Annotated in this window: 18 protein-coding genes and 1 pseudogene; 14 read left to right on the forward strand and 5 right to left on the reverse strand. The window is 72.0% G+C overall.

What is annotated here, in order from left to right:
- The first annotated feature begins 73 nt into the window (after positions 1–73).
- From ACP4E5_RS39465 to ACP4E5_RS39490, 6 genes are all read left to right on the forward strand, one after another.
- Positions 74–1,567 carry an APC family permease gene (locus ACP4E5_RS39465; protein WP_425837895.1) on the forward strand — a complete coding sequence of 498 codons (1,494 nt, stop codon included), beginning with the start codon at positions 74–76 and terminating at the stop codon, positions 1,565–1,567.
- Positions 1,564–2,196: a response regulator transcription factor gene (locus tag ACP4E5_RS39470; RefSeq protein WP_425837898.1), complete on the forward strand. Its 633-nt coding sequence runs from the start codon at positions 1,564–1,566 to the stop codon at positions 2,194–2,196. Before ACP4E5_RS39465 ends, ACP4E5_RS39470 begins: the two co-directional genes overlap by 4 nt.
- 6 nt (positions 2,197–2,202) lie before the next feature.
- Positions 2,203–3,705, forward strand: coding sequence for a PAS domain-containing sensor histidine kinase (locus ACP4E5_RS39475; RefSeq protein ID WP_425837901.1), 1,503 nt, complete (start codon positions 2,203–2,205; stop codon positions 3,703–3,705).
- Between the two features lie 144 nt (positions 3,706–3,849).
- Positions 3,850–4,995, forward strand: coding sequence for an acyl-CoA dehydrogenase family protein (locus ACP4E5_RS39480; protein WP_425837904.1), 1,146 nt, complete (start codon positions 3,850–3,852; stop codon positions 4,993–4,995).
- A 46-nt stretch (positions 4,996–5,041) separates the two neighbouring features.
- Positions 5,042–5,404, forward strand: a complete 363-nt coding sequence (locus ACP4E5_RS39485) for a hypothetical protein (protein ID WP_385754769.1) — start codon at positions 5,042–5,044, stop codon at positions 5,402–5,404.
- Complete coding sequence (locus tag ACP4E5_RS39490; RefSeq protein WP_425837908.1) at positions 5,401–6,147, forward strand: SDR family NAD(P)-dependent oxidoreductase; 747 nt, start codon at positions 5,401–5,403, stop codon at positions 6,145–6,147. Before ACP4E5_RS39485 ends, ACP4E5_RS39490 begins: the two co-directional genes overlap by 4 nt.
- Positions 6,148–6,205: 58 nt before the next feature.
- On the opposite strand, the gene ACP4E5_RS39495 is transcribed toward ACP4E5_RS39490, so the two are convergent.
- Positions 6,206–7,660: an aldehyde dehydrogenase gene (locus tag ACP4E5_RS39495; RefSeq protein ID WP_425837911.1), complete on the reverse strand. Its 1,455-nt coding sequence runs from the start codon at positions 7,658–7,660 to the stop codon at positions 6,206–6,208.
- 199 nt (positions 7,661–7,859) lie between these two features.
- On the opposite strand from ACP4E5_RS39495, the gene ACP4E5_RS39500 reads away from it, so the two are divergent.
- The 7 genes from ACP4E5_RS39500 to ACP4E5_RS39530 all read left to right on the forward strand — a co-directional run bounded on the left by ACP4E5_RS39500 (position 7,860) and on the right by ACP4E5_RS39530 (position 15,780).
- Positions 7,860–9,806 carry a primary-amine oxidase gene (locus ACP4E5_RS39500; protein WP_425837914.1) on the forward strand — a complete coding sequence of 649 codons (1,947 nt, stop codon included), beginning with the start codon at positions 7,860–7,862 and terminating at the stop codon, positions 9,804–9,806.
- Between the two features lie 132 nt (positions 9,807–9,938).
- The gene (locus ACP4E5_RS39505) at positions 9,939–11,453 is read left to right on the forward strand and encodes a hypothetical protein (RefSeq protein ID WP_425837917.1); all 1,515 of its coding nucleotides are present in this window, start codon (positions 9,939–9,941) and stop codon (positions 11,451–11,453) included.
- Between the two features lie 143 nt (positions 11,454–11,596).
- On the forward strand, positions 11,597–13,801 hold the full coding sequence (locus ACP4E5_RS39510; RefSeq protein WP_425837919.1) for a sensor histidine kinase: 2,205 nt from the start codon (positions 11,597–11,599) through the stop codon (positions 13,799–13,801).
- Positions 13,802–13,804: 3 nt separating this feature from the next.
- Positions 13,805–14,230 (forward strand): roadblock/LC7 domain-containing protein, encoded by a 426-nt coding sequence (locus ACP4E5_RS39515; RefSeq protein WP_425837922.1) that lies wholly within the window; start codon positions 13,805–13,807, stop codon positions 14,228–14,230.
- A gap of 3 nt (positions 14,231–14,233) precedes the next feature.
- Positions 14,234–14,611, forward strand: coding sequence for a DUF742 domain-containing protein (locus ACP4E5_RS39520; protein ID WP_425837925.1), 378 nt, complete (start codon positions 14,234–14,236; stop codon positions 14,609–14,611).
- Positions 14,589–15,191 (forward strand): GTP-binding protein, encoded by a 603-nt coding sequence (locus ACP4E5_RS39525; RefSeq protein WP_425837928.1) that lies wholly within the window; start codon positions 14,589–14,591, stop codon positions 15,189–15,191. Before ACP4E5_RS39520 ends, ACP4E5_RS39525 begins: the two co-directional genes overlap by 23 nt.
- Before the next feature lie 16 nt (positions 15,192–15,207).
- Positions 15,208–15,780, forward strand: coding sequence for a GAF domain-containing protein (locus tag ACP4E5_RS39530; protein WP_425837931.1), 573 nt, complete (start codon positions 15,208–15,210; stop codon positions 15,778–15,780).
- A gap of 3 nt (positions 15,781–15,783) precedes the next feature.
- Here ACP4E5_RS39530 and ACP4E5_RS39535 read toward each other — a convergent pair.
- The 4 genes and pseudogenes from ACP4E5_RS39535 to ACP4E5_RS39550 form a co-directional block, all read right to left on the reverse strand.
- Positions 15,784–16,983 (reverse strand): annotated as a pseudogene (locus tag ACP4E5_RS39535) (acyl-CoA dehydrogenase family protein).
- A 150-nt stretch (positions 16,984–17,133) separates the two neighbouring features.
- The gene (locus ACP4E5_RS39540) at positions 17,134–18,237 is read right to left on the reverse strand and encodes an NAD(P)/FAD-dependent oxidoreductase (RefSeq protein ID WP_425841989.1); all 1,104 of its coding nucleotides are present in this window, start codon (positions 18,235–18,237) and stop codon (positions 17,134–17,136) included.
- A complete protein-coding gene (locus ACP4E5_RS39545; protein ID WP_425837934.1) occupies positions 18,234–19,004 on the reverse strand; it encodes a FadR/GntR family transcriptional regulator in 771 nt (256 codons plus the stop codon). The genes ACP4E5_RS39540 and ACP4E5_RS39545 overlap by 4 nt, the downstream gene beginning before the upstream one ends.
- Positions 19,001–20,434, reverse strand: a complete 1,434-nt coding sequence (locus ACP4E5_RS39550) for an amidase (protein WP_425837937.1) — start codon at positions 20,432–20,434, stop codon at positions 19,001–19,003. Before ACP4E5_RS39550 ends, ACP4E5_RS39545 begins: the two co-directional genes overlap by 4 nt.
- 96 nt (positions 20,435–20,530) lie before the next feature.
- Between ACP4E5_RS39550 and ACP4E5_RS39555 the strand changes: the two genes are divergently transcribed.
- The gene (locus ACP4E5_RS39555) at positions 20,531–22,111 is read left to right on the forward strand and encodes an ABC transporter substrate-binding protein (RefSeq protein WP_425837940.1); all 1,581 of its coding nucleotides are present in this window, start codon (positions 20,531–20,533) and stop codon (positions 22,109–22,111) included.
- The last annotated feature ends 6 nt before the right edge of the window (positions 22,112–22,117 follow it).

The raw sequence follows: 22,117 nt of genomic DNA on the forward strand, positions 1-22,117 counted from the left end.
CCGCACCTCGACCCCGCCCGCCGCGCGCACAGTACGTCCCGACCCCACCGAACTCCGGCCGCAAGGAGACCGCGTGATCGAGCAGACGGCAGGATCGGACACAGCAACGTGCGCAGCAACGGACGCAGGACCGGAACCGCGCACCCGGTTGCGCAAGGGCGCCGTCGGCGTGGCCGGCATGGTGTTCTTCGTGCTGTCCGCGCAGGCGCCCCTGACCGGCGTCGCCGGAACGTTGCCCATCCCGCTCGGCCTCGGCAACGGCGGCGCGGCGCCCGCCGTGTATCTCGTGGTCGGCGTCATGGTCGGCCTGTTCGCCGTCGGGTTCATCGCGATGAGCCGGCACGTGACCGACGCCGGTGCCTTCTACGCGTACGTGTCCCGCGGCCTCGGCCGGCCACTCGGCGTCGGCGCCTCGCAGGCGGCGATCCTCTGCTACAGCGCGACGCAGGCCGCGCTCTACGGCCTGTACGGCGTGGTGGCGCAGGGACTCGGACAGCGCTACCTCTCGCTCGATCCGCCGTGGTGGGTGTGGACGCTCGCCACGATGTTCCTCGTGCACGCGCTCGGCTGTCTGAACATCGAGCTGGGGGCGCGACTGCTCGCCGTGCTCGTCGTCGCCGAGACCTCGGTGCTGCTGTTGTTCGCGGGCCACGAACTCCTCGGCGGCGGCGGCCCGCACGGCCTCGACATCGCCGGATCGTTCGCCCCGTCCGCCTTCTTCACCGGGGCGCCCGGTGTGGCGGTGACGTTCGCGATCGGCTGTCTCCTCGGGTTCGAGTCGACCGCCCTGTACGCGAAGGAGGCACGGGATCCCGCGCGCACGGTGCCCCGGGCCACCTATGTGTCGGTCGCGGTGATCTCGGTGTTCTTCGCGTTCGTCTCCTGGATGATCGTGAGCTACTACGGCGCGGACCGGGTGCGCGGCGCGGCGCTCGGCGCGCTGCGCGAGGGCGATGCGACGTCCGTCGTGCTCACACCGCTCACGCACACGCTGGGCGGGTGGGCCGGTGATGTCACGCAGATCCTGCTGGCCAGTTCGCTGCTCGCGGGCGTCGTCGCCTTCCACAACGGGATCAACCGGTACTTCCACTCCCTCGGCCGGGCCGGAGTGCTGCCCCGCGCGCTGGCCCGCACCAACCGGCACGGGGCGCCCTACGCGGCGAGCCTGGCGCAGACGGTGCTCGCGGCCGTCCTCGTCGTGCCGTTCGCCGCCGCCGGGGCCGACCCGGTGCTCACGCTGCTGACCTGGGGCGGCGGTGTCAGCGTGCTCGCGCTCATGCTGCTGTACCTGCTCACCTCGGTGTCCGTGATCGTGTTCTTCCGCAGGACACGGCTCGATGGGAGGATCTGGCACACCATGCTCGCGCCCCTGTTCGCCATCGCCCTGCTGTGCGGCGCGACAGTACTGGCGCTGCGCAACTTCACGACCCTGGTCTCCGCGTCCGGGACCACCGCGCTGATCCTGGAGCTGGTCGTCGTCGCGGTGTTCGCCGGGGGAGTGGTCCTCGGCCGGCTGCGGCCGGGCGGGGCGCGGGGACGTACGCACGACGGAAGCGAGAAATCATGACAGGTGAACCGGCGGCCGACCTCGTCTACGTGCTCGACGACGACGAGGAACTGTGCCTCTCCCTGGCCTGGTTGCTGGAGTCCGTGCACATCAGGACCGAGTGGTTCACCGACGCCGACGCCTTCCTCGAAGCTTTCGACCCCGACCGCCCGGCCTGCCTCGTCCTCGACGTACGCATGCCGGGCATCGGCGGATTCCACGTACAGGAACTCCTCAACGCGCAGGGCGCGGCGCTGCCCATCGTCTTCGTGTCCGCGCACGGTGACATCCCCATGTCGGTGCGCGCCCTTCAGGCGGGGGCCGTCGACTTCCTGGAGAAGCCCTACGATCCGCAGCGGCTGCTCGACATCCTTCAGAAGGCCCTGCGGGTGGCAGGCGAACGCTATGTGCGCCGCGCCGAGCAGCGCTCCCTGCGCGAGCGGATCACCGATCTCAGCCCGCGCGAACGCGAGATCCTGCGCCAGGTCGTCGAGGGTGTCCCCAGCAAGGTGATCGCGCGGCAGCTCGGCATCAGCCTGAAGACGGTCGACGCCCACCGGGCGCGCATCCGCGAGAAGACGGACGCCGACACCCTCGGCGCGCTCATCGGCGACATGATGCGCTGCGGCCTGCGCCCCGAGGAGGTGTGAGGTCCGATGCCCGTCACCGCCGACCTCGACTGCCCTGACCTGGCCCGCCTCTTCGAGGCCATCGACGGCTGCGTCCTGGTGCACGACGCCGCCACCAAGGACATCCTGTGGGCCAATCCCGCCGCGCGCACGGCACTTGGCTTCACGCTCGACGAGCTCAAGCCGCTCAAGGCCCCCGACATGAGTTCCAACGCGGCGCAGTACGCACGGCACATCGGCGTCGCCTGGCTGCAGCGGGCCGCCGACGAGGGCCGCAGCCGCATCGAGTGGTGCTACCGGTCGAAGTCGGGCACGGACATCCTCAGCGAGGCGCTCGCCGTGCGCGTGGAGCTGTCCGCCGGGCCCGTCGTCATGGTGCAGTTCCGCGACATCGCCGAGGAGAAGGCGACCCGCCGCGATCTGACCCGTACCGAGGCCAGGTTGCAGGCGTTCCTGCGCAACCTCGACGAGGGCATCGTCGTGCTCGACGACGACGGCCGGATCGTCTTCGCCGGCGAATCGGCGGGCATCCTGCTCGGCCGCGACCCCGACGACCTGCTCGGCACGGACTTCACCGAGGTCCTCGCGGCCGATTCCGGCGCCGTCCTGCGCGACGTGCTGAAGGACACCTCACGCGGCGGCCGGCCCACCGACGCCCGCTACCGGCTGTCGGTCTCCGACGGCGCCGGCGGCGGACCCGACCGCTGGTTCGCGGCGCGCAGCCAGTACATCGACATCGAGAACGACCTGCGCGGCCTGCTCCTCCTGTTCCACGACATCACCGACACGGTGCACACCGAGGAGGAACACCGGCGCGACGCCCAGTACCTCAACCACCTGGCCCGCTACAACGCGATGGGTGACATGGCGATGGCCATCGCCCACGAGGTCAGCCAGCCCATCGCGGCCGCCCACAACTTCGTGGCCGGCGCGGTCGGCCGCATCGACGACACCCCGCGATCCGGGCCGCTGCGCTGGGGCCTCGACCACGCCACCCGCCAACTGGAGCGGGCCACCACCATCCTGTCGAGCCTGCGCGCCTACGTGGTGCGCCTGGAGGACGCGAAACGCTCCGTCGACCTGAACGACATCGTCGCGGACTGCGCGTACTTCGTCGACGTACGGGCCAGGGCGCACCAGGTCGCCGTGCGCTGGGAACGCACGGCGGAGGTCCTGCCCGTCAGCTGCGAGAAGGTGCTCATCGGGCAGGTCGTCATGAACCTCGCCTTCAACGCCCTGGAGGAGATGGCCCGTTGGCCCGACGCACCCGGGGCGGTCACCATCTCCACCCGCAGGGACGGCGACCGCGCGGAGGTCGAGGTGCGCGACACCGGCGGCGGACTGCCCGCCCCGTCCGACGGGCGGATCTTCGACGGGGTGTTCACCTCGAAGGGCAACGGCCACGGCATCGGCCTCGCCCTGAGTCATCGCATCATCACCCGCCACGGCGGCGAGATCGAGGCGTTCCCGAACTCCCCGCACGGCACCGTCTTCCGCTTCGGGCTGCCACTGCGGGGAACGGGGGCGTGAACGATCAGGAATGTCAGAGAGATCAGGGAAATCCCCTACGCTCCGCCGCCCATTCCCAATTGTTGGCGCACGGTGACTCCGCCTAGCGTGATGGGTGCATCGAGTTCGGGCGATCAACTCGCAGCCCAGGCAGGGGAATTACTCATGACGCAGACGCTGGATCCGCCCTCGACCTCCACCGACGCGGCCTTCGAGCACGTGCTGGACCTCGTGGCCGAACGCAGGGCGGAATTCGAGACCGCACGGCACGTACCGCGCGACATGATCGCCGAATTCAAGAAGGCGGGCCTGTACCGCGCCAGCGCGCCCCGGCGTTTCGGCGGCGAACCACTGCCACCGGCCGCATTCCTGCGCCTGATCGAGCGGATATCGCGGGTCGACGGATCGGCCGGCTGGGTCGCGAGTTTCGGCTCCTCCCTCATCTATCTCGCGGCGCTGCCGCTGGAGACCCAGGAGCGGCTGTACGCGGACGGGCCCGACATCGCCTTCGCGGGCGGCCTCTTCCCCGTCCAGCCCGCCGAACCCGTCGACGGCGGCTACCGGGTGTCGGGCCGCTGGAAGTTCGCGAGCGGCTGCAAGGGCGCCGACCTCCTCGGCGTCGGCATCAAGGTCGGCGAGGACCGGGCGGGCCGGCCGCGGACCGCGGTGCTGCGCCCCGAGGACGTCGAGATCGTCGAGAACTGGGACGTCATCGGGATGCGCGGCACCGGCAGCCACGACCTCGCCGTCGACGGCGTCGTCGTCCCCGAGGAGTGGACCTTCGTCCGCGGCGGCGAACCGGCCGTCGACGAACCGCTCTACCGCTACCCGGCCGTGCCGTACGCCGCGCAGGTCCTCGCCGTCGTCGGCCTCGGCGTCGCCCGGGCCGCGCTCGACCAGGTCATCACGGAGGGCGGGCGCGCCAGTTACACCGGCGGTCCGGTCGCCGCCGACCGTGCCGCCTACCGGATCGCGGTGGGCCGGGCGGAGGCGCGGCTGCGCTCGGCCCGCGCCTTCTTCTACGAGATCACCGAAGAGGTGTGGGAGACCGTGCTCGGCGGCGATCCGGCCGGCCCCCACCAGGCGAGCCTGCTGCGCCTGGCCTCCACCGCCCTCGCCCAGGACTCCTTCGACGTCGCCCGCACCGCCTACCAGCTCGCCGGCATCCGGGCCATCGCGGACGGCAGCCCGATGCAGCGCTACCTGCGGGACGCCTCCGTCGTGCCGCAACACGCGTTCCTGCAAGAGGGCCTGTACGACGGGGCGGGGGCGGTGCTCATGGGCGTCGACCCGTTCCCCGGCTATCTCTGAACCCTCTTCGCGCGTCCAACTCCCCGTTCACGAAAGGTGTGACCGCATGTCCACTTCCCCCCAGGCTCCCCTGCGGGTGCTGTTCTGCATCGGCGTCAACCAGAACTTCTTCGACCTGCCGACCGGCCAGGGCAAGGCGGTCTGGGACGGCTTCACCAGCATGCTGCGCCAGCTCCACGAGCTGCCGGGCGTCCAGGTCATCGGCACCATCGACGACGACCAGCACATGGTCGGCCCGTCCGGTTCCTGGCCCTGGACCAGCTATGTCCTCGCCGACGTCGTGGACCAGCCGACCGTCGCCGCGGCCTGCAACCTCTTCCGCACCGTGCAGGTCGGCGAGCACGGCCTGTGGCGGTACATGAAGATCGAGGCCCGCGTCGGCCGTCCGCTGCCGGACGTGACGAAGTGAGCCCGCGCCGCGTGGTCCTGGTCACCGGGGCGGCCGGCGGCCTCGGCGGCTGTATCGCCGCGCGCTTTTACGACCACGGGTACCGGGTCGCCCTGACCGACCTGGACGAGGAGGCCGCGGCCAAGGCGGCGGCCGAACTCGACCCGACCGGCGAGAACACCGTCGGACTCGCCCTCGACGTCCGCGACAAGGGCGCCTTCGCCCGCGCCCGCGACCGGCTCGTCGAACGGTGGGGCGCGGTGCACGTCCTCGTGAACAACGCCGGGCACTCCAAGGTCGAGTCACTCATGGACATCACCCCGGAGAGCTTCGCCGCCGTGGTGGAGACCAACATGCACGGCACCTTCTTCGGCTGCCAGGTCTTCGGCTCCTACTTCGCCGAGCGCGGCGAAGGACGCATCGTCAACCTCGGCTCGCTCGCGGGCCAGAACGGCGGCACGGCGACCGGCGCGCACTACGCGGCGGCCAAGGGCGGCGTCGCGACGCTCACCAAGGTCTTCGCCCGCGACCTCGGCCCGAGCGGCGTCACCGTCAACGCCGTCTCACCGGGCCCGCAGGACCTGCCGGTGGTGCGCCGCACCGTCGACCCGGAGAAGCTCGCGCAGACCGAGGCGATGATCCCGGTGGGCCGCCTCGGCCGCCCGCAGTTCATCGCCGACATGGTCGTGCTGCTCTCCGCGGAGCACGCCGACACGGTGACCGGCGCGTGCTGGGACGCCAACGGGGGACTGTTCATGCGGTGACCGCCACGGGGGCCCAGCCCCAGCCCGGACCCCGCTGTCCCTCGTCAGACGGCGGGGTCTATCGGTACACGCTCTGGAACCGCAGATACGCCGCGAGCCCCTCGGGGCCCAGTTCGCTGCCCAGGCCGCTGGCCTTCGCGCCGCCGAACGGGGCGACGGGGTCCGGCAGATAGCCGTTCACGCCGATCGTGCCGGTGTGGACGCGGCGGGCGACGGCCGCGCCGCGTTCCGGGTCGGCGGTCCACACGGTGCCGCCGAGCCCGAAGTCGGAGTCGTTGGCGATGCGGACGGCGTCCTCTGCGTCCCTGGAGTCCTCGTAGGGGATGACGCACAGGACCGGGCCGAAGATCTCCTCGCGGGCGACGGTCCAGGAGTTGTCGACGTCGGCGAGGACGGTCGGCTCCACGAACCAGCCACGGTCGAGTCCGGCCGGGCGGCGGCCGCCCGTGGTGAGCCGCGCGCCCTCGGCCAGGCCCTTGGCGACGTACCCCTCGACCCGGTCGCGCTGCGCGGCGCTGACCAGCGGGCCGACGAGCGTCTTCGGGTCCAGGGCGTTGCCGACGGGCAGAGAGCGGGCCAGGTCGGTGACGAGGTCGACGACCTCGCCGTAGCGGCTGCGCGGGGCGAGGACGCGGGTGCTGAGGAAGCAGGTCTGCCCGTTGTTCGTGAGCGTCGCCGCGACGAGGTCCTGGCCGATGACCGCCGGGTCGAGTTCGGCGTCGTCGAGGACGATGCCGGCCGACTTGCCGCCCAACTCCAGTGTCACGGGCCGCAGCAGGCGCCCGCACGTCTCGCCGATGGCGCGGCCCGCGGCCGTCGAGCCGGTGAACGCGACCTTGTCCACGCCGGGATGCGCCACCAGATGGGCGCCCGCCGTACGCCCGCCCGGCACGATGTTCAGCACCCCGGCCGGCACCCCCGCGGCCTGCGCGGCCTCGGCGACGAGGAAGGAGTCGAGCACCGTCTCCGGGGACGGCTTGAGCACCACCGTGCAGCCCGCCGCCATGGCCGGCGCGATCTTGAACATGGACAGGACCTGCGGATAGTTCCACGGCACGATCGCCGCCACGACACCCACCGGCAGCCGCCGCACCTCGACGCGGCCGCCGAGCAGCCCTTCGCGGACCTCGCTGAACGCGGCTTCACGCGCCAGCCCCGCGTAGTAGCGCAGCACCACGCCGGGATAGCCGACCTCCAACTGCCGGGCGATGCTCACCGGCATCCCGTTCTGCGCGCTGACGAGCGTTGCGATGTCCTGCGCCCGCGCGTCCAGTTCCCCGGCGAACCGCTCCATCACCTCGGCGCGCAGCCCCGGCTCCCAACTCGCCCAGCCGCCAGGGGAGTCGAAGGTGTCACGGGCGGCGCGTACCGCCGCGTCGACATCCGCCTCCACCGCCTCGGGGACCGACCCGAGCGGCAGCTCCGTGCTCGGGTCGACGGGCGCGAGGCGCCGCCCTGTGCCGGGGCGCACCCACGCCCCGCCGATGTAGAGGTGGTCATGGCGATGGTCCATGTGCGTACTCCGTAGGTCGCTCGGTGGACCGTTCCCGGCGGGGACGGCATGCTGCGACCCTGACCCTTCGCGCGCGGCGCGGGACACCACTGGGTGCACGCAATGGCGCCTACGCGTGCACGCGCTGCCGCACCGGCGCGAGTCCACCGGCCTACGTTCGCGGTGACACGGACGTAGGGCAAAGCTTCGGGAGCGTCTCATGAGTGACCTGCACGATCACGATCCGCTCGCACCGGTGACCGCCGAGGAGATCCGGGCGGCCCGCAGCATCCTGCACGCCGCAGGGCTGCTCGCCGACACGACGCGCTTCGCCTACCTCGGTCTCGAAGAACCCGCGAAGGAGGCGCTGTTCGGCGGCGCGGACACGGACGCGTGGCGCCGGGTGCGGGTCCTGCTCCAGGACACGGCCGGTGCGCCCGCCCGCGACGTGGTGGTGTCCCTGGCGGACGCACGCGTGGTGTCGGACAGGCGGCTCGACCCGGTCAAGGACGGCCAACTCCCCGTACTGGAGGAGGAGTTCGGTGCCGTCGAGGAGGTGCTCGCCAAGGACGAGCAGTGGCTCGCCGCCCTGGAGAGCCGCGGCCTCGACGTGCGCAAGGTGCGGGTCGCGCCCCTGTCCGCCGGTGTGTACGCCGACGAGTATCCGCAGGAGAGCGGGCGGCGCATCCTGCGCGGCCTCGCCTTCGTGCAGGACCACGAGGCGGACCACGCCTGGGCGCACCCGGTCGACGGGCTCGTCGCCTACGTGGATGTCACCCACCGCACCGTCGACCGGGTCATCGACCTCGGCCCCGTCCCGGTCCCCACCGGCTCCGGCAACTTCGACGACCCCGAGGTCGCGGGCCCGCCGCGCACCACCCAGCGCCCCATCCGGATCACCCAGCCCGAGGGCCCGAGCTTCACCCTCGACGGCCACCACCTGGAGTGGGAGAACTGGTCGCTCGACATCGGCTTCGACGCCCGCGAGGGCCTCGTCCTGCACCGCGTCGCCTTCGCCGACCGCGACACCGGACGCACCCGCCCCGTCGTCCACCGCGCCTCCATCGCGGAAATGGTCGTGCCCTACGCCGACCCGTCCCCGGTCCGCTCCTGGCAGAACTACTTCGACACCGGCGAGTATCTGATCGGCCGCTGCGCCAACTCCCTTGAACTGGGCTGCGACTGCGTCGGCGACATCACCTACCTCGACGCCGTGATCGCCGACGAACAGGGCGCACCGAGGACCCTGCGCAACGCGATCTGCCTGCACGAGGAGGACGACGGGATCCTCTGGAAACACACCGACCTGTGGGCCGGCTCCGCCGAGACCCGCCGCCAGCGCCGCATGGTGCTCTCCTTCTTCACCACCATCGGCAATTACGACTACGGCTTCTACTGGTACCTGTACCTCGACGGCACCATCGCCTTCGAGGCCAAGGCGACCGGCGTCGTCTTCACCGCCGCCTACGAGGGCGACGACCGGTTCCGGGCCGAGATCGCGCCGGGGCTCGGCGCGCCCTTCCACCAACACCTGTTCTGCGCGCGCCTCGACATGGCCGTCGACGGCATCACCAACCGCGTCGAAGAGGTCGACGCCGTCCGCGTCCCGGTCGGCCCGGACAACCCGCGCGGCAACGCCTTCACGCTGCGCCGCACCCCGCTGCTCACCGAGCGCGCGGCCCAGCGCGACGCGCACCCGGCCGCCGACCGGACGTGGCACATCACCAATCCGGAATCCCTCAACCGCATGGGCAGGCCCGTCGGTTACGCCCTGTTCCCGGAGGGGAGGCCGACCCTGCTCGCCGACCCGGAGTCCTCGGTCGCCGCGCGCGCCGCCTTCGCCACGAGGCACCTCTGGGTGACCCGCTCCGACGCCGCCGAGCGCTACCCCGCGGGCGACTTCGTGAACCAGCACCCCGGCGGGGCGGGCCTGCCCTCCTATGTCGCCGCGGACCGCGACCTCGACGGCCAACCCCTCACGCTGTGGCACACCTTCGGCCTCACCCACGCGCCACGGCCGGAGGACTGGCCGGTCATGCCGGTCGACCGCACGGGTTTCACCCTCAAGCCGTTCGGCTTCTTCGACCGCAACCCGACGCTGGATGTGCCGCGTTCGGAGAGTGTCTTCAAACGATCTTCACAAATTGATGGCCCAAGCCTCACATAGCGTCGACATAATCGCAGCCATGGATCTCCACTGCCGCACATGCCTTTGGCATGCGCACCGTCACATGTCTGCCGGCCGACGGGAGTTAGGGGTCCCCGGGACGAGCGCCGAGCACGCGGGGGCGAGGCGCTGATGGCCCGAAGGACGCTGCTGCGTGTGCTGCTGGAGGAGCGCGGCTGCCACGGCTACGCCGTGTTCGACGCGGAGTTCGGGCGCGCGGCCGAGGCCGCCGCGCGCGACCTGGGGCGCCCCGGGCTCGCCGCCGTGACGGCGTCGCAGGCGACGTGGAAGCGGTGGCTCAGCGGCGACCAGGTACCGCGCGCGGACACCGCGACGGTCCTCGAGCACTGGCTCGGCGCCGAGGTCTCGGCGCTGCTGCGGCCGGTGACCGACGAGTGGGACGGCCCGCGGCCGCGCACCGGGGCCGACGTGGTCCGGGACACCGCGCGGACCCTCGACAACGCGTTCGGCGACTCCTCGCTCAGGCTGACCGACGCGCCGTCAGGACTCGAAGGACTGTGGCACCTGACGGGCCGCCACCGCTTCGACGGCGCACACCTGCCGGTGCAGATATACGAGGCGGACGAGCACGCCGGACTCGTCATCATCGGCGCCGCCGACCAGCCGCACGTCCGGCACTTCATCCGGCCCACCAGGCGCGCCCTCATCCTCGCCGCGTCCCAGGGAAGCGCCTACGCCCTGGACGCCGCGTACGCGAAGCGCAGCCTGCTCACCGGCGGCGACATACTCGCCATCCCGTCCGCCTACCGGGTCGACCAGCTCACGTACGCGCTGCTGTGGGCGATGACCAACCTCGACGACAGCCTCCAGGCCGACGACGCCGTGCTCCACGCCGAGCAGCAGCGACTCGGCCCGTTCCTGGACCAGCGGCGCTCGGCCATGGCCCGCGCGGCGATGCCGGAACTCACCAACGTGAGCGCGGCCTGGCTCGGCATGCACGTGTGCGCCCGGCACATCGGCCGCCAACTCGCGGGCACCACCGCGCCGCCGCTGTTCTGGACGCCGCTGCCCTCCGCCGAGGACGCCGCGGCCTGGCTGTTCTTCGCGTGCTGGCCCGAGTACCTGCGCACCATCCGGGACGCCGCCGGGACCGCACCCGACGAGCGGGCCCTGTACATCCCGGAGAACGTCCTGCGGGACGCCGGACCCCACGAGCGTGTCCTGCTGTGGCTGGCCGTGGCCCTGATGGAGCTGCACGGGCTGGAGGTGCGGGTGTACGCCGACCCGGGCTTCGCGCGCACCGACGCCTTCGTCCTGGTCCCCGACGACAAGGTCATCGTCACCAACTGGATGGCGGAGCACGGGATCTGGCACGTCGACACCAGGGACTCGCTCGCCGACGTCCGCGCGTGCACCGAACTGCTCGACCGGGCCCGCGCCCGGGCGGTGACCCGCGGCACGATCCCCGGGGAACGGCTGCGCTCGCTCGCCGACCACCTCGGCCTGGACTGGGAGTGGCTGACGCGGCGCTGCGGCGAGCTGGCGGCATTCGGCACCGGGGGGCTGCTGCGGCCCCGCAGCCGGCTCGTCGACACCGAGTCCCTCGACGCGGTGCTCGCCTTCGCGGGGAAGCTCGGCGGCCCGCCCGACCAGGCGGCGCACCGGCCGGAGACGGAACGACCCTGAAACGACCCTGGGCTGAAGTAGCCCCGAACGCCCTTGAAGCATCAGGGTAGTTCAAGATCTTGATGCGGCTGATGTCCGAGGTGCCGGCCTGGTGGCCCGCCACACGCACCGTGCGCCGCTCGCTTCTCTACCGAGGAACCCCCATGCCTGACTACTCCGCGGACGGTGCCGCCGTGGGCGGCCGCGGCCTGCACCGCGGCAAGCCCGCGTCGGCGCTGCTCTCCGAGAAGGGGCTGCGCCAGCGCCTGACCCTGCTCGCCGTCGCCCCGACCGCGTCCGTCACCGTCGCGGCCGCGGGCGCGTACGCGGCGTGCGTCGGCTCGGAATCCGCCGCGGTGGCCTGGGGCGCGGGCGCCGGGGCGACGGTGCTCTGCGGGTCGGCCATCGGCCTCGCCTGGCGCGCGGCCCGAGCCACCGCCCGCGGCCTGCACACCGCGCAGGCCGCCCAGGAGGCGAGCGTCGCCGAGCGGTCGGCGCGCCTGCGGGCGGCGCTGACCGAGCGGATCGACGGGATCCAGCGGGCGGCCGAGCGGATCCAGCGGGGCGAGCCCGCGGGCCCGCCCGTCGCCGCACCCCAGCGGATGATCGACTCCCATCCGCTCGCCGTGCTCGAACACGAGCTGCACCACGGGCTGTACGCCACGCACACCGCGGTCCTCCAGGCCGCGACGCGCCGTCAGCTCGACGCGTTCACCACCATCGCCCGCCGGCTCCAGACGCTGGTCGTCCGCGCGCTCAAGAGCCTCGACGACGCCGAGCGGATCGTGGAGGACCCCGAGCTGCTCAACACCCTGTTCGGCATCGACCACTTGATCACCCGGATCCAGCGGTCCGTCGAGAGCATCGCCGTCCTCGGCGGCGCCGTCCCGCGCGAGATCCGCCACCCGGTGCCGCTGGCGACCGTGCTGCGCCAGTCCATCGCCGAGATCGAGCAGTACCCGCGGGTCCGGGTGATGCCGGTGGCCGGCGGCGTGCAGGTGCGCGGGCACGCCGCCGTCGAGACGATCCACCTGATCGCCGAACTCGCGGAGAACGCCACGCGGTTCTCGCCGCCCACCAGCCAGGTCCTCATCCGCTCCGCGATGGCAGGATCCGGCATGGTGATCGAGGTCGAGGACCGGGGGCTCGGCATGGCGGACGAGGACCGGCGCCGGATGAACGAACTCCTCGCCCACCCCGAGCAGTACGACGTCGAGCAGCAGCTCAAGGACGGTCGCACCGGCCTGTTCGTCGCCGCGAAGATCGCTTCCAGGCGCGGCCTCACGGTCCGCCTCGAGGCCAACATGTACGCGGGTACGCAGGCGATCGTGATCCTGCCGCACGCGGTGCTGCACACACCGTCCGACGACGAGGCCCCCGCCGGGCCGCCCGCGGCCGGGGCAACTCCCGCCTACGCGCCCGAACACGCACCCGCGGCACCCCCCACCGCCCCCTCGTACGCGCCCCACCCGGGGGCGAACGCCCCCGCGCCCGCGTCGACTTCACCCACTCCGCCGCGTACCGCGCCCGAGCAGCAGCCCCTGCCGGACGCCGTGCCGGTCGGCGCGGTGGGCCCGGTCGTCCAGGCGGGCGCGCGCACCGGCGAGTGGCGGCGCGAGCCGCCCCGGGAGACCGGGGGCGGGCACGCGTCGGAGACCGGCGCGGCGCCCCGCGCGGCGGCCCTCCCACGCCGGGTCCCGGCCCGCTCCCCGGGTACCCGCATGCCGCCCCCGCCGACCACCCCCTCACAGGGCGGGACACCGCCGGCCCCCGGCACCACGTCCCACGCAGCCCCCACCTCCTCGCAGGGCGGGACGCCGCCGGGCCCAGACGCCACGTCCTACGCGGCCCCCACCTCCTCGCAGGACCGGACGCCGCCGGCCCCCGGCGACACGTCCTACACGGCCCCCACCTCCTCGCAGGGCGGGACGCCGCCGACCCCCGGCACCGGGTCCTACGCGGCCTCCAGCCCCTCGCAGGGCCGGACCCCGCCGCCGGCCCCCGGCGCCCCCTCCCACGCGGCCCCCGCCACCCCGCCGGGTCCGATGCCGCAACCCGGTGCCGGCCCCACGTCCCACACGACCGGCGAGACGTCCCGGCCCACCCCCGCGCCGGACGCCCCGCGGAGCGGTGGCGGAGATCCCGCCCAGCGCCCGCCCCTGACGCAGCGGACGCGCCGAAGCGCCAGCCACCTCGCGCCCGAACTGCGGCACGGCGGCGCCACGGAGGACGAACTCCCGCAGCAGCACACCGAACTCGACGGCGGGCTCCTCGCCCGCTACAGCGGCGGAGTGCAGGCGGCCCGCCGGGAGACATCCCGGTCCGACGCCCCGCAGCCGCCCCGGTCCGACGAACACCAGGAGAACTGACACATGACCACGCAGGCGCCTTCAGAGGACCTCGACTGGCTCCTCGCCGACTTCTCGGCCCGGGTGCCCCACGTCCTGGGTGCCGTGCTGGCCTCCAGCGACGGAGTCACCCGCTACCGCCACGGCTTCGACGACGCGTCGGCGGACCGGCTCAGCGCGATCGCCACGGGAATGTGCTCACTCGGCACCGGCCTCAGCACCATCCACCAGCCGATGGCCGGGGTAGAACAGGTCATCGTGGAGTGCGCCGGAGGCTATCTGTTCGTCTCGAAGGCCGGACTCAACGGAGTGCTCGGCGTCCTCGCCGCCCGCGAGGCGGAGGTCGGCGTCGTCGGCTACGAGATCACCATGCTCGTCAGGAGCGTCCGCGGACACCTCGGCACGCCCACCCGCCTCAGTCCCGCACCCTCGGCCGACTGGGCGCAGTGACCGGTGGACCGCGACCCGATCTCCGAGGGGACCGCGTGGCTCGCCGAGGACACCGCCACCACCCGCCCCTACGCGCTGACCGGCGGGCGCACCCGCCCCGACCACCCGCTCGGTCTCGGTTCGCACCTGCGGGTCGACACGGAGCGCCCCGGTCTGCTCCTCCAGCCGGAGGGCGCCCAGGTGCTCGCCCTGTGCCGGCTCGAACCGCGCTCCGTCGCCGAGCTCGCGGCCCGGCTGCGCCTGCCCGTTCAGGTCACCAAGGTCATCCTGTCCGACCTCATCGACACCCACGTCCTGGCCCCGACCGTCCCGCCCCGCGACGCCGACGGCGGCGACCCCAACCTCTTGGAGGCAGTCCTTGTCGGCCTACGCAGCCTCTGACATACCCCTGACCGCGCTGAAGATCCTCGTGGCGGGCGGCTTCGGCGTCGGCAAGACCACGCTGGTCTGCGCCGTCAGCGAGATCGAACCGCTCACCACGGAGGCGATCCTCACCTCCGCGAGCGCCGGACTCGACCGGCTCGACGGCGTGGAGCACAAGACCACCACGACGGTCAGCATGGACTTCGGCCGCATCACCCTGTGGCAACAGCAGTTGCAGATCCTGCTGTTCGGCACGCCGGGCCAGGACCGCTTCTGGTTCATGTGGGACGACCTGGCGCTCGGCGCGATCGGGGCCGTCGTCATGGTCGACACCCGGCGCATCGCCGACAGCTTCGCGGCCATCGAGTACTTCGAGGACCGCAGACTGCCGTTCATCGTGGCCGTCAACGAGTTCGACACCGCGCACCACAGCTACACGTCCACCGAGGTCCGCACCGCCCTGGAGCTCGACCCGGAGGTGCCCGTCGTCCTCTTCGACGCCCGGCGCGCCGACACCGGCCGCCATGTCCTCATCGCCCTCGTCGAATACGCCCTGACCCTGAGCCGGCGCCACCGTACGCCGTCCGCGATCCGCTGAACCAGCTGGAGCGACCATGCCCTACGACGCCCTCACCGGCTTCCACAACCCGGCCGCCGACCCCGAACTCGCGGCCAGGGCCGAGCGGTTGAAGCAGCTCGGCCTCGGCGAGCCCGACGACCGGTTCGACCGGCTCGCCACCGAACTCGCCGACGCCGCCGACACCCCGTACGCGATGGTCAACCTGATCACCGACCAGCAGTTCTTCGTCGGCCTGCACACCCCCGAGGGGACCCGGCACACCATGGTGCCGCAGGACCACAGCGCCACCGAGGTCGGCCGTGTCATGTCCCGCGACCACGGCTACTGCCCCGAGGTCCTCTCCCGCCGCAAGCCCCTCGTGCTGCCCGACGTGTACGCGGCGCCCCGCTTCGCCGGCAACCCCGTCGTCGACGAACTGGGCATCCGCGTCTACCTCGGCGCACCGCTGATCGACCCGCACACCGACCTCGTCCTCGGCACGGTGTGCGCGGTCGGCACGGAGCCCCGCTCCCTCGACAGCGGCCACAACAGCCTTCAGCTCATCAAGAACGTACGGGACGAGGCCATGCGGCTGATCTACGAGCGGGCGGGGGAGCAGCTGCCGTAGCGGCTACGCCCCGGCGCCGACGGGCCGGTCGGGCCGGGCGAGCTGCTCGGACCAGCGGCTGCGGGAGGTGCCCAGGGCGACCTCGGCGAGGCGCAGCACCTGGATGTCGGAGGTGCCCGCCGGGGAGTAGATGTGCATGGCGTCCCGGACGAAGCGTTCGATCGGCCGGTCGGGGAACAGGCCCGCCGCCGCGTGGATCTCCATCGCGGTGCGCCCCGCGGTGATCGCCGACTCCACGCCCACGTACTTGGCGTTCATCAGCTCCGCGTCGCACGGCGCGCCGCTGTCCAGCAGGTGCGCGGCGTTGTAGGCGAGGAGCCGGGCGGTCATCAGGCCCGACTGCATCATGCCCAGCTTCTGGCGCACGTTCGGCTGGGCACTGAGCGGTTTGCCGTAACGCTCGCGTTCATTCAGGAAGCGGACCGTCTCCTCGACGATCGCCTGGTGGATGCCGAGCGACACGGCGGTCAGGTTCGGGCGCCCGTAGAGAATGCTGGAGGAGTACGCGACGTCCAGGCCGCGGCCCTCGCCGCTGAGCAGGTTGGCCGCGGGGACACGGCAGTTGTCGAACCGCAGCTCGCCGAAGCTGAAGCCGTGCAGGCCCATCGCCGGAGTGTGCGGGGCGAGGCTGAAGCCGGGGCGGTCGGACTCGACCAGGAACGCGGAGAGGCCGCGCGAGCCCTCGCCGGTGCGCACCACGACGCCGTGCAGGTCACCTACGTGACTGTTGCCGACGTACACCTTGCGGCCGTTGAGGATGTAGTCGTCGCCGTCGCGGTGTGCGGTCGACTCCATGCCGAGGACGTGGCCGCCGGCCTCGGGCTCGGTCACCGCGATCGTCGGGAGACAGTCGCCGGCGGCTATCCGCGGCAGCCATGCCCGCTGCTGAGCCTCGTTCCCGAAGTGGATGATCTTCGCGACGCCCAGCTGGGAGGCCTGAGCCATCGCGCCCATGGCCCCGCTGACCCGCGAGAGTTCCTCGATGACGATGGTCTTCGCGAGATGCCCGAGGCCCATCCCGCCGAACTCGGGGTCGATGGTGACGCCGATCCACCCCTATCGTGCGATGAGCCGTGCCAGCTCGAACTCGACGGCCCGGGAGGCCTCCATGTCGGCGATGCGTGGCGCGATCTTCTCCTCGGCGAACGACCGCACCTCCGCCCGCAGTTCCTCATGACGGCCAGTCATGACATAGGCGTCCATGGTGCAGCCTCTCCTCCGTGCGGCCAGTGATCATCTTTCCGTTCCCTACACTGACCATCCGCGGCCGGGAAAACACCAGAGCACCAGGGTCGTTCGCGGGTCGTTCCGCCGCCGACGGCGTGGCGCGCTGTCCCCGCCCCGCCGTCTTGTTCACACGGGGAACCGTGTGGGCCGGAAATCCGCGAGCAGCTCGTCGCCGCTCCCGCCCAGGATCTCCGGGGCGAGCAGGCGGCCGATGACGGGGCCGAGCGTGATGCCGCTGTGGGTGACGGCCTCGTAGTAGCCCGGCACGGCCGGGACGGCTCCTACGGAGGGGAAACCGTCGGCGGGGACGGGCCTGTTGACGACACGGGTCCGGGCGATGCGGGCGGCGCCGAGTGCGGGCACGACGTGCCGCGCCGAGGCGTGCAGCAGCCGCCCGAGTTCGTTCGGATCCCTGGGGCCTTCGTCGGCGTCGGTGAGTGCGTCGATCTCGCGGCTGTGGAGCACCACGGACGCGTCGCCGTCGGGGCGGATCTCGATGTGCGGTGTGTGCATGGCGCGTCGCACCGGTACCTCGGCGCAGTCGAGCCGGGTGACGGCGCCGGGCTCCCGTCGCATCGGCAGGCGCCGCCCGACGCGACCGGCGACGTGGGAGGCGTCGGGTCCTGCCGCGTTCACGACGGCGTCGACCTCGAGCGTGCTGCCGTCGGAGAGGGCGAGCGCCCGCACGCCTCCGTCCGCTCCGGTGCGTACGTCACGGACGGCGGTGCCGGCCCGTACCTCGGCGCCGGCCGCGACGGCCTCCTCGACCAGCCGTCCGACGAGCCGCCGCGCGTGCACCCAGCCTTCGTCGGAGTAGAACAGCACCCGCGCGTCGTCGGGAACCATGACCGCGGGCTCGAAACGCCGTCGCACCTCGGCACCCGTGCACACCTCGACGGCGTAGCCCCAACTGTCCAGTAGCTCACCGGTCTTCAGCAGCTTCGCCTCCGCCGCGGCCTCGTCCGCCCAGCGCAGATGCCCGGTGGGATGCCACCACGGGTCCGGCCCGATGACCTCGGCCAGTTCGCGGTGGGCCGCCATGCCCGCGACGTTGAGGTCGAAGTAGGCCCTGGTCACCGTCTTGTTGCTGGCATTGGCCCAGGAGAACGACCAGTTGCTGACCCCGCCGCCGGGCTCCCCGGCATCGACGAGGACCACACGGGCCCCGAGCCGCGCGAGATTCCACCCGACGCAGGCCCCGACCACCCCGACACCGACGACCGCGATCAGTTTTCCTCCCCCTCCACGAGCGCCAGCAACGGCCCCCGTTCCTCCTCCGCCACATACCCCGCGTAGTAGTCGTACAACGTGCGGCGTGAGATGCGGGACGCCGCCAGGCCGTCGCGGGTGCGGATGGCGGCCAGTACCTCCTGGTGGTGGCGGAGCGATGTGCGCATGAGGGCCTCGCGGTTGTCCGCGTGGGCGACCTTGTCGGCGATGAGGGTGAGGACCGCTCCGCGGACGACCTGGTTGGAGACCTCTATCAGCGCGTTGCGGCTGGCCCGGGCCACCACCTCGTGGAACGCCACGTCCGCCCTGCTGAACTCCTCGTAGCCCGCCTCGATGGCCTGCGTCATCGCCCTCACCGTCTCCTCCATCGCGGACAGTTCGTCGTCCGTGCGCAGGCGCGCCGCGAGCTGACTGGCCGAGCCGTCGAGGATCATGCGGAACGAGATCAGCTCGGCCATCGAGATGGTGTCGAAGCGGGCCAGGCGGCTCATTTCCTTGGCGAGTCCCGCCGTGCTGAACGGCAGGATCTCAGGACCGTGCGGATCGCCGGGACGGGAGCGGATCAGGCCACTGCTCTCCAGGACGCGCAGCGCCTCACGAACCGTGGGACGGCTCGCGCCGAACTGGTTCACCAACTCCCGCTCGCTGGGCAGCCGTCCGCCCGGCTTCAGGTCGCCGGAGGCGATGGCCTGCTCGATCTGCTCGACGATCCGCTGGTACAGCCGTACCGGCGCGACCTGTTGGAACCGGGCCCCGTCCGCCGTCACGGTGCCTCTCCCTGCTCGCTCCCGAGGGCGATGCCGTCCGGCCACCGCGGGACTGCCTGCGCCGGCCGGTTCCGCTCGTACCAGGCCGCCGCCCGCAGGACCCCCGGGTCGTCGAAGCGGCGGCCCGAGATCTGTACGCCGATGGGCCGGCCGTCCGCCGTGAAGGCGCAGTTGACCGTCGCGGCGGGCTGCCCCGACATGTTGTACGGGGCGGTGAAGCCGATGTGCGACATGGTCCGGCCCGGTTCCATGAACGGCATCGGCTGCTCCGCCGCGAACGCCGACACCGGGGCCACCGGCGAGAGCACGATGTCGTAGGGGAGCGTCGCCGCCACGGTCCGCGACTGGATCCGCATGACCTGCTGGTAGCACTGGAGCACCCGGGTGCCGGGCACGTCGGCCCCCTCGCGGCACCAGCCCATGATGTACGGGTGGACGCGGAGCGCGGCCTCCGGCGACAGCTTGCGCAGGTCGTTCCAGGAGCGCACCCGCCAGAACAGGTCCAGGTCGTCCAGGAGTTCCTGCGACATGAACGGCTCCACCGGCTCGACCGTCGCCCCCGCCGCCTCGAAGACGCCCGCCGCCCGGCGGACCGCCTCCACGACCTCCGGATCGCGCGGGCCTCCGCAGCCCGCGTCCAGGTGCAGGCCGACCCGCAACCGGCGTACCTCACCGCCGAGTTGCGACCAGTCGATGTCCTGCGGCGGCAGGCTCGTCCAGTCCCGCGGGTCGGGCCTGCTCAGGACCCGCATGAACAGGGCGAGGTCCGCGACCGTGCGCGCCATCGGCCCCGCCGCGCGCCCCAAGTACGGGGTGTCCAGGGGGACCCGGCCGTCGCTCGGCTTGAGGGTGGCGAGCCCCAGCCACGTGCCCGGAAGCCGGATCGAGCCGCCGATGTCCGAGCCGACGTGCAGCGGCCCGTACCCGCCCGCGGCCGCCGCGCCCGCCCCGGAACTCGAACCGCCCGTCGTCAAGGCCGGGTTCCACGGGCTGCGGGTGATGCCGTGCAGGCTGGAGACACCGGAGGAGAGCATGCCCCAGTCGGGCATGACGGTCGAGCCGAGGACCGGCCCGCCCGATTCCAGGACCCGTTCGGTGATCGGCGCGTCCCGGTCGGGGACGACCGGCTCCACCCCCGCGTTCCCCGAAGGCATCGGGACGCCTCTGCGGGCGATGTTCTCCTTGAGGGTCACCGGCACGCCGTCGATCGGCCCCAGCGGCTCCCCGGCCGCCCAACGGGCCTCGCTCGCCGCTGCCGCCTTGCGGGACTCGGCGGGGTCCCGCACCCAGAACGCGTTGAGCACACCCTCGCGCGCCTCGATCACCGACTGCACGGCGTCGTGCACCTCGACCGGAGACACCGTGCGATCCGCGAAGCGGGCGGTCATCTCGACGGCGGACATGGTGGCCAGGTTCTGTTCGGTGAGCATCCGCACCCTCTCCTCTTGACAGGTACCGCTTCAGTCGACACCGTACCTGTCAAGTGAGCTTACTGGTCAGGCCAGTTACGGCGGAAGGTGTCGTGCATGAGCAAGGACCGACGACGCGGTCGACCCGTCCGCGCGGTCGCCGCCCTGCTGGCCTGCTGCCTCCTGGCGGCGGGCTGCTCCGCCGGATCCACCGCCGCCGGCTCCCGCCCCGAAGGCCCCGGCGACTCCCTCACCATCGGTGTCACCGCCGAACCCGCCAACCTCGACTTCACGAAGACCGACGGCGCCGCCATCCCCCAGGCGCTGCTCTACAACGTCTACGAGAACCTGGTGAAGCTCGACCAGCACGGGAAGATCCGGCCCTCGCTCGCCAGGTCGTGGGAGCTGTCGAAGGACCGCAGGACGTACACCTTCCACCTCACCAAGGACGCCAGGTTCAGCAACGGCGCACCGTTCACCGCCGAGGACGCCAAGTTCTCCATCGAGCGCGTCGTCCCCAAGTGGACCGTCGCGCTCAAGGCCCAGATGAGCGTCGTGGACCACGTGAAGGCCGTCTCCCGCGACGAGTTGAAGGTGACACTCAAGCGGCCCAGCAACGACTGGCTGTACCGGATGACCACGCGTACGGGCGCGATGTTCAGCCGCACCGGCGTCGACAAGCTGGCCACCGACCCCGTCGGCACCGGCCCGTACGAACTGAAGAAGTGGAACCGCGGCGACTCCCTCACCCTCGCCCGCCGCCCCGACTACTGGGGACCGGCCCCGCACTTCGACACGGTCACGCTCAAGTACTTCAAGGACCCGACGGCGATGAACAACGCGCTGCTCACGGGCACCATCGATGTCATCGGCGCGATGCAGTCACCGGACTCCCTCTACCGCTTCGAGAACAACCCCAAGTACCGCGTCATCGAGGGCTCGACCAACGGCGAGGTGATGCTCTCGCTGAACAACGGGTCGGGCCCCATGAAGAACAAGAAGGCCCGGCAGGCCGTCCGGTACGCCATCGACCACCAGGCCCTCGTCGACACCTGCTGGGGCGGGCGCGGCAAGCTCATCGGCAGCATGGTGCCGCCGACCGACCCCTGGTACCAGGACCTCACCGGCCTGTACCCGTACGACCGGGACAAGGCGCGCAGGCTCCTCAAGGAGTCGGGCGAGGCCGGGCACACACTTCGGCTGCGGATCCCGACCCTTCCGTACGCCGCCGCCTGCGGCACCGTCGTCAAGAGCCAGCTCGAACAGGCCGGATTCAAGGTCGAGTTGAGTCAGCTGGAGTTCCCCGCCGCCTGGCTGTCCACGGTCTTCAAGAACGCGGACTACGACATGACGATCATGTCCCACGTCGAACCACGCGACATGCCCGCCGTGTTCGGCGACAAGAACTACTACACCCGCTACGACAACCCCGCGTTCCGCGACCTCCTCGCGAAGGCGGACACCGGCAGCCAGAAGGAGCAGATCGCGAACATGCGCGCTGCCGCACGGCTGCTGTCGAAGGACGCCGCCGCCGACTGGCTGTTCCTGCTGCCGAACCTCATGGTGGCGGACGCCGACATCACGGGCCTGCCGGTCAACAGCGTCACCGAATCCCTCGACCTCACCGGCCTGAGCCGGTCCGGCGCATCCGGTTCCTCCGACAAGTCCGACCAGGCCGACCGGCCCGACGGCTCATGAAAGGCG

This window comes from Streptomyces fractus, assembly GCF_049844455.1.
In the GTDB taxonomy this organism is placed as follows: Bacteria; Actinomycetota; Actinomycetes; order Streptomycetales; family Streptomycetaceae; genus Streptomyces; species Streptomyces fractus.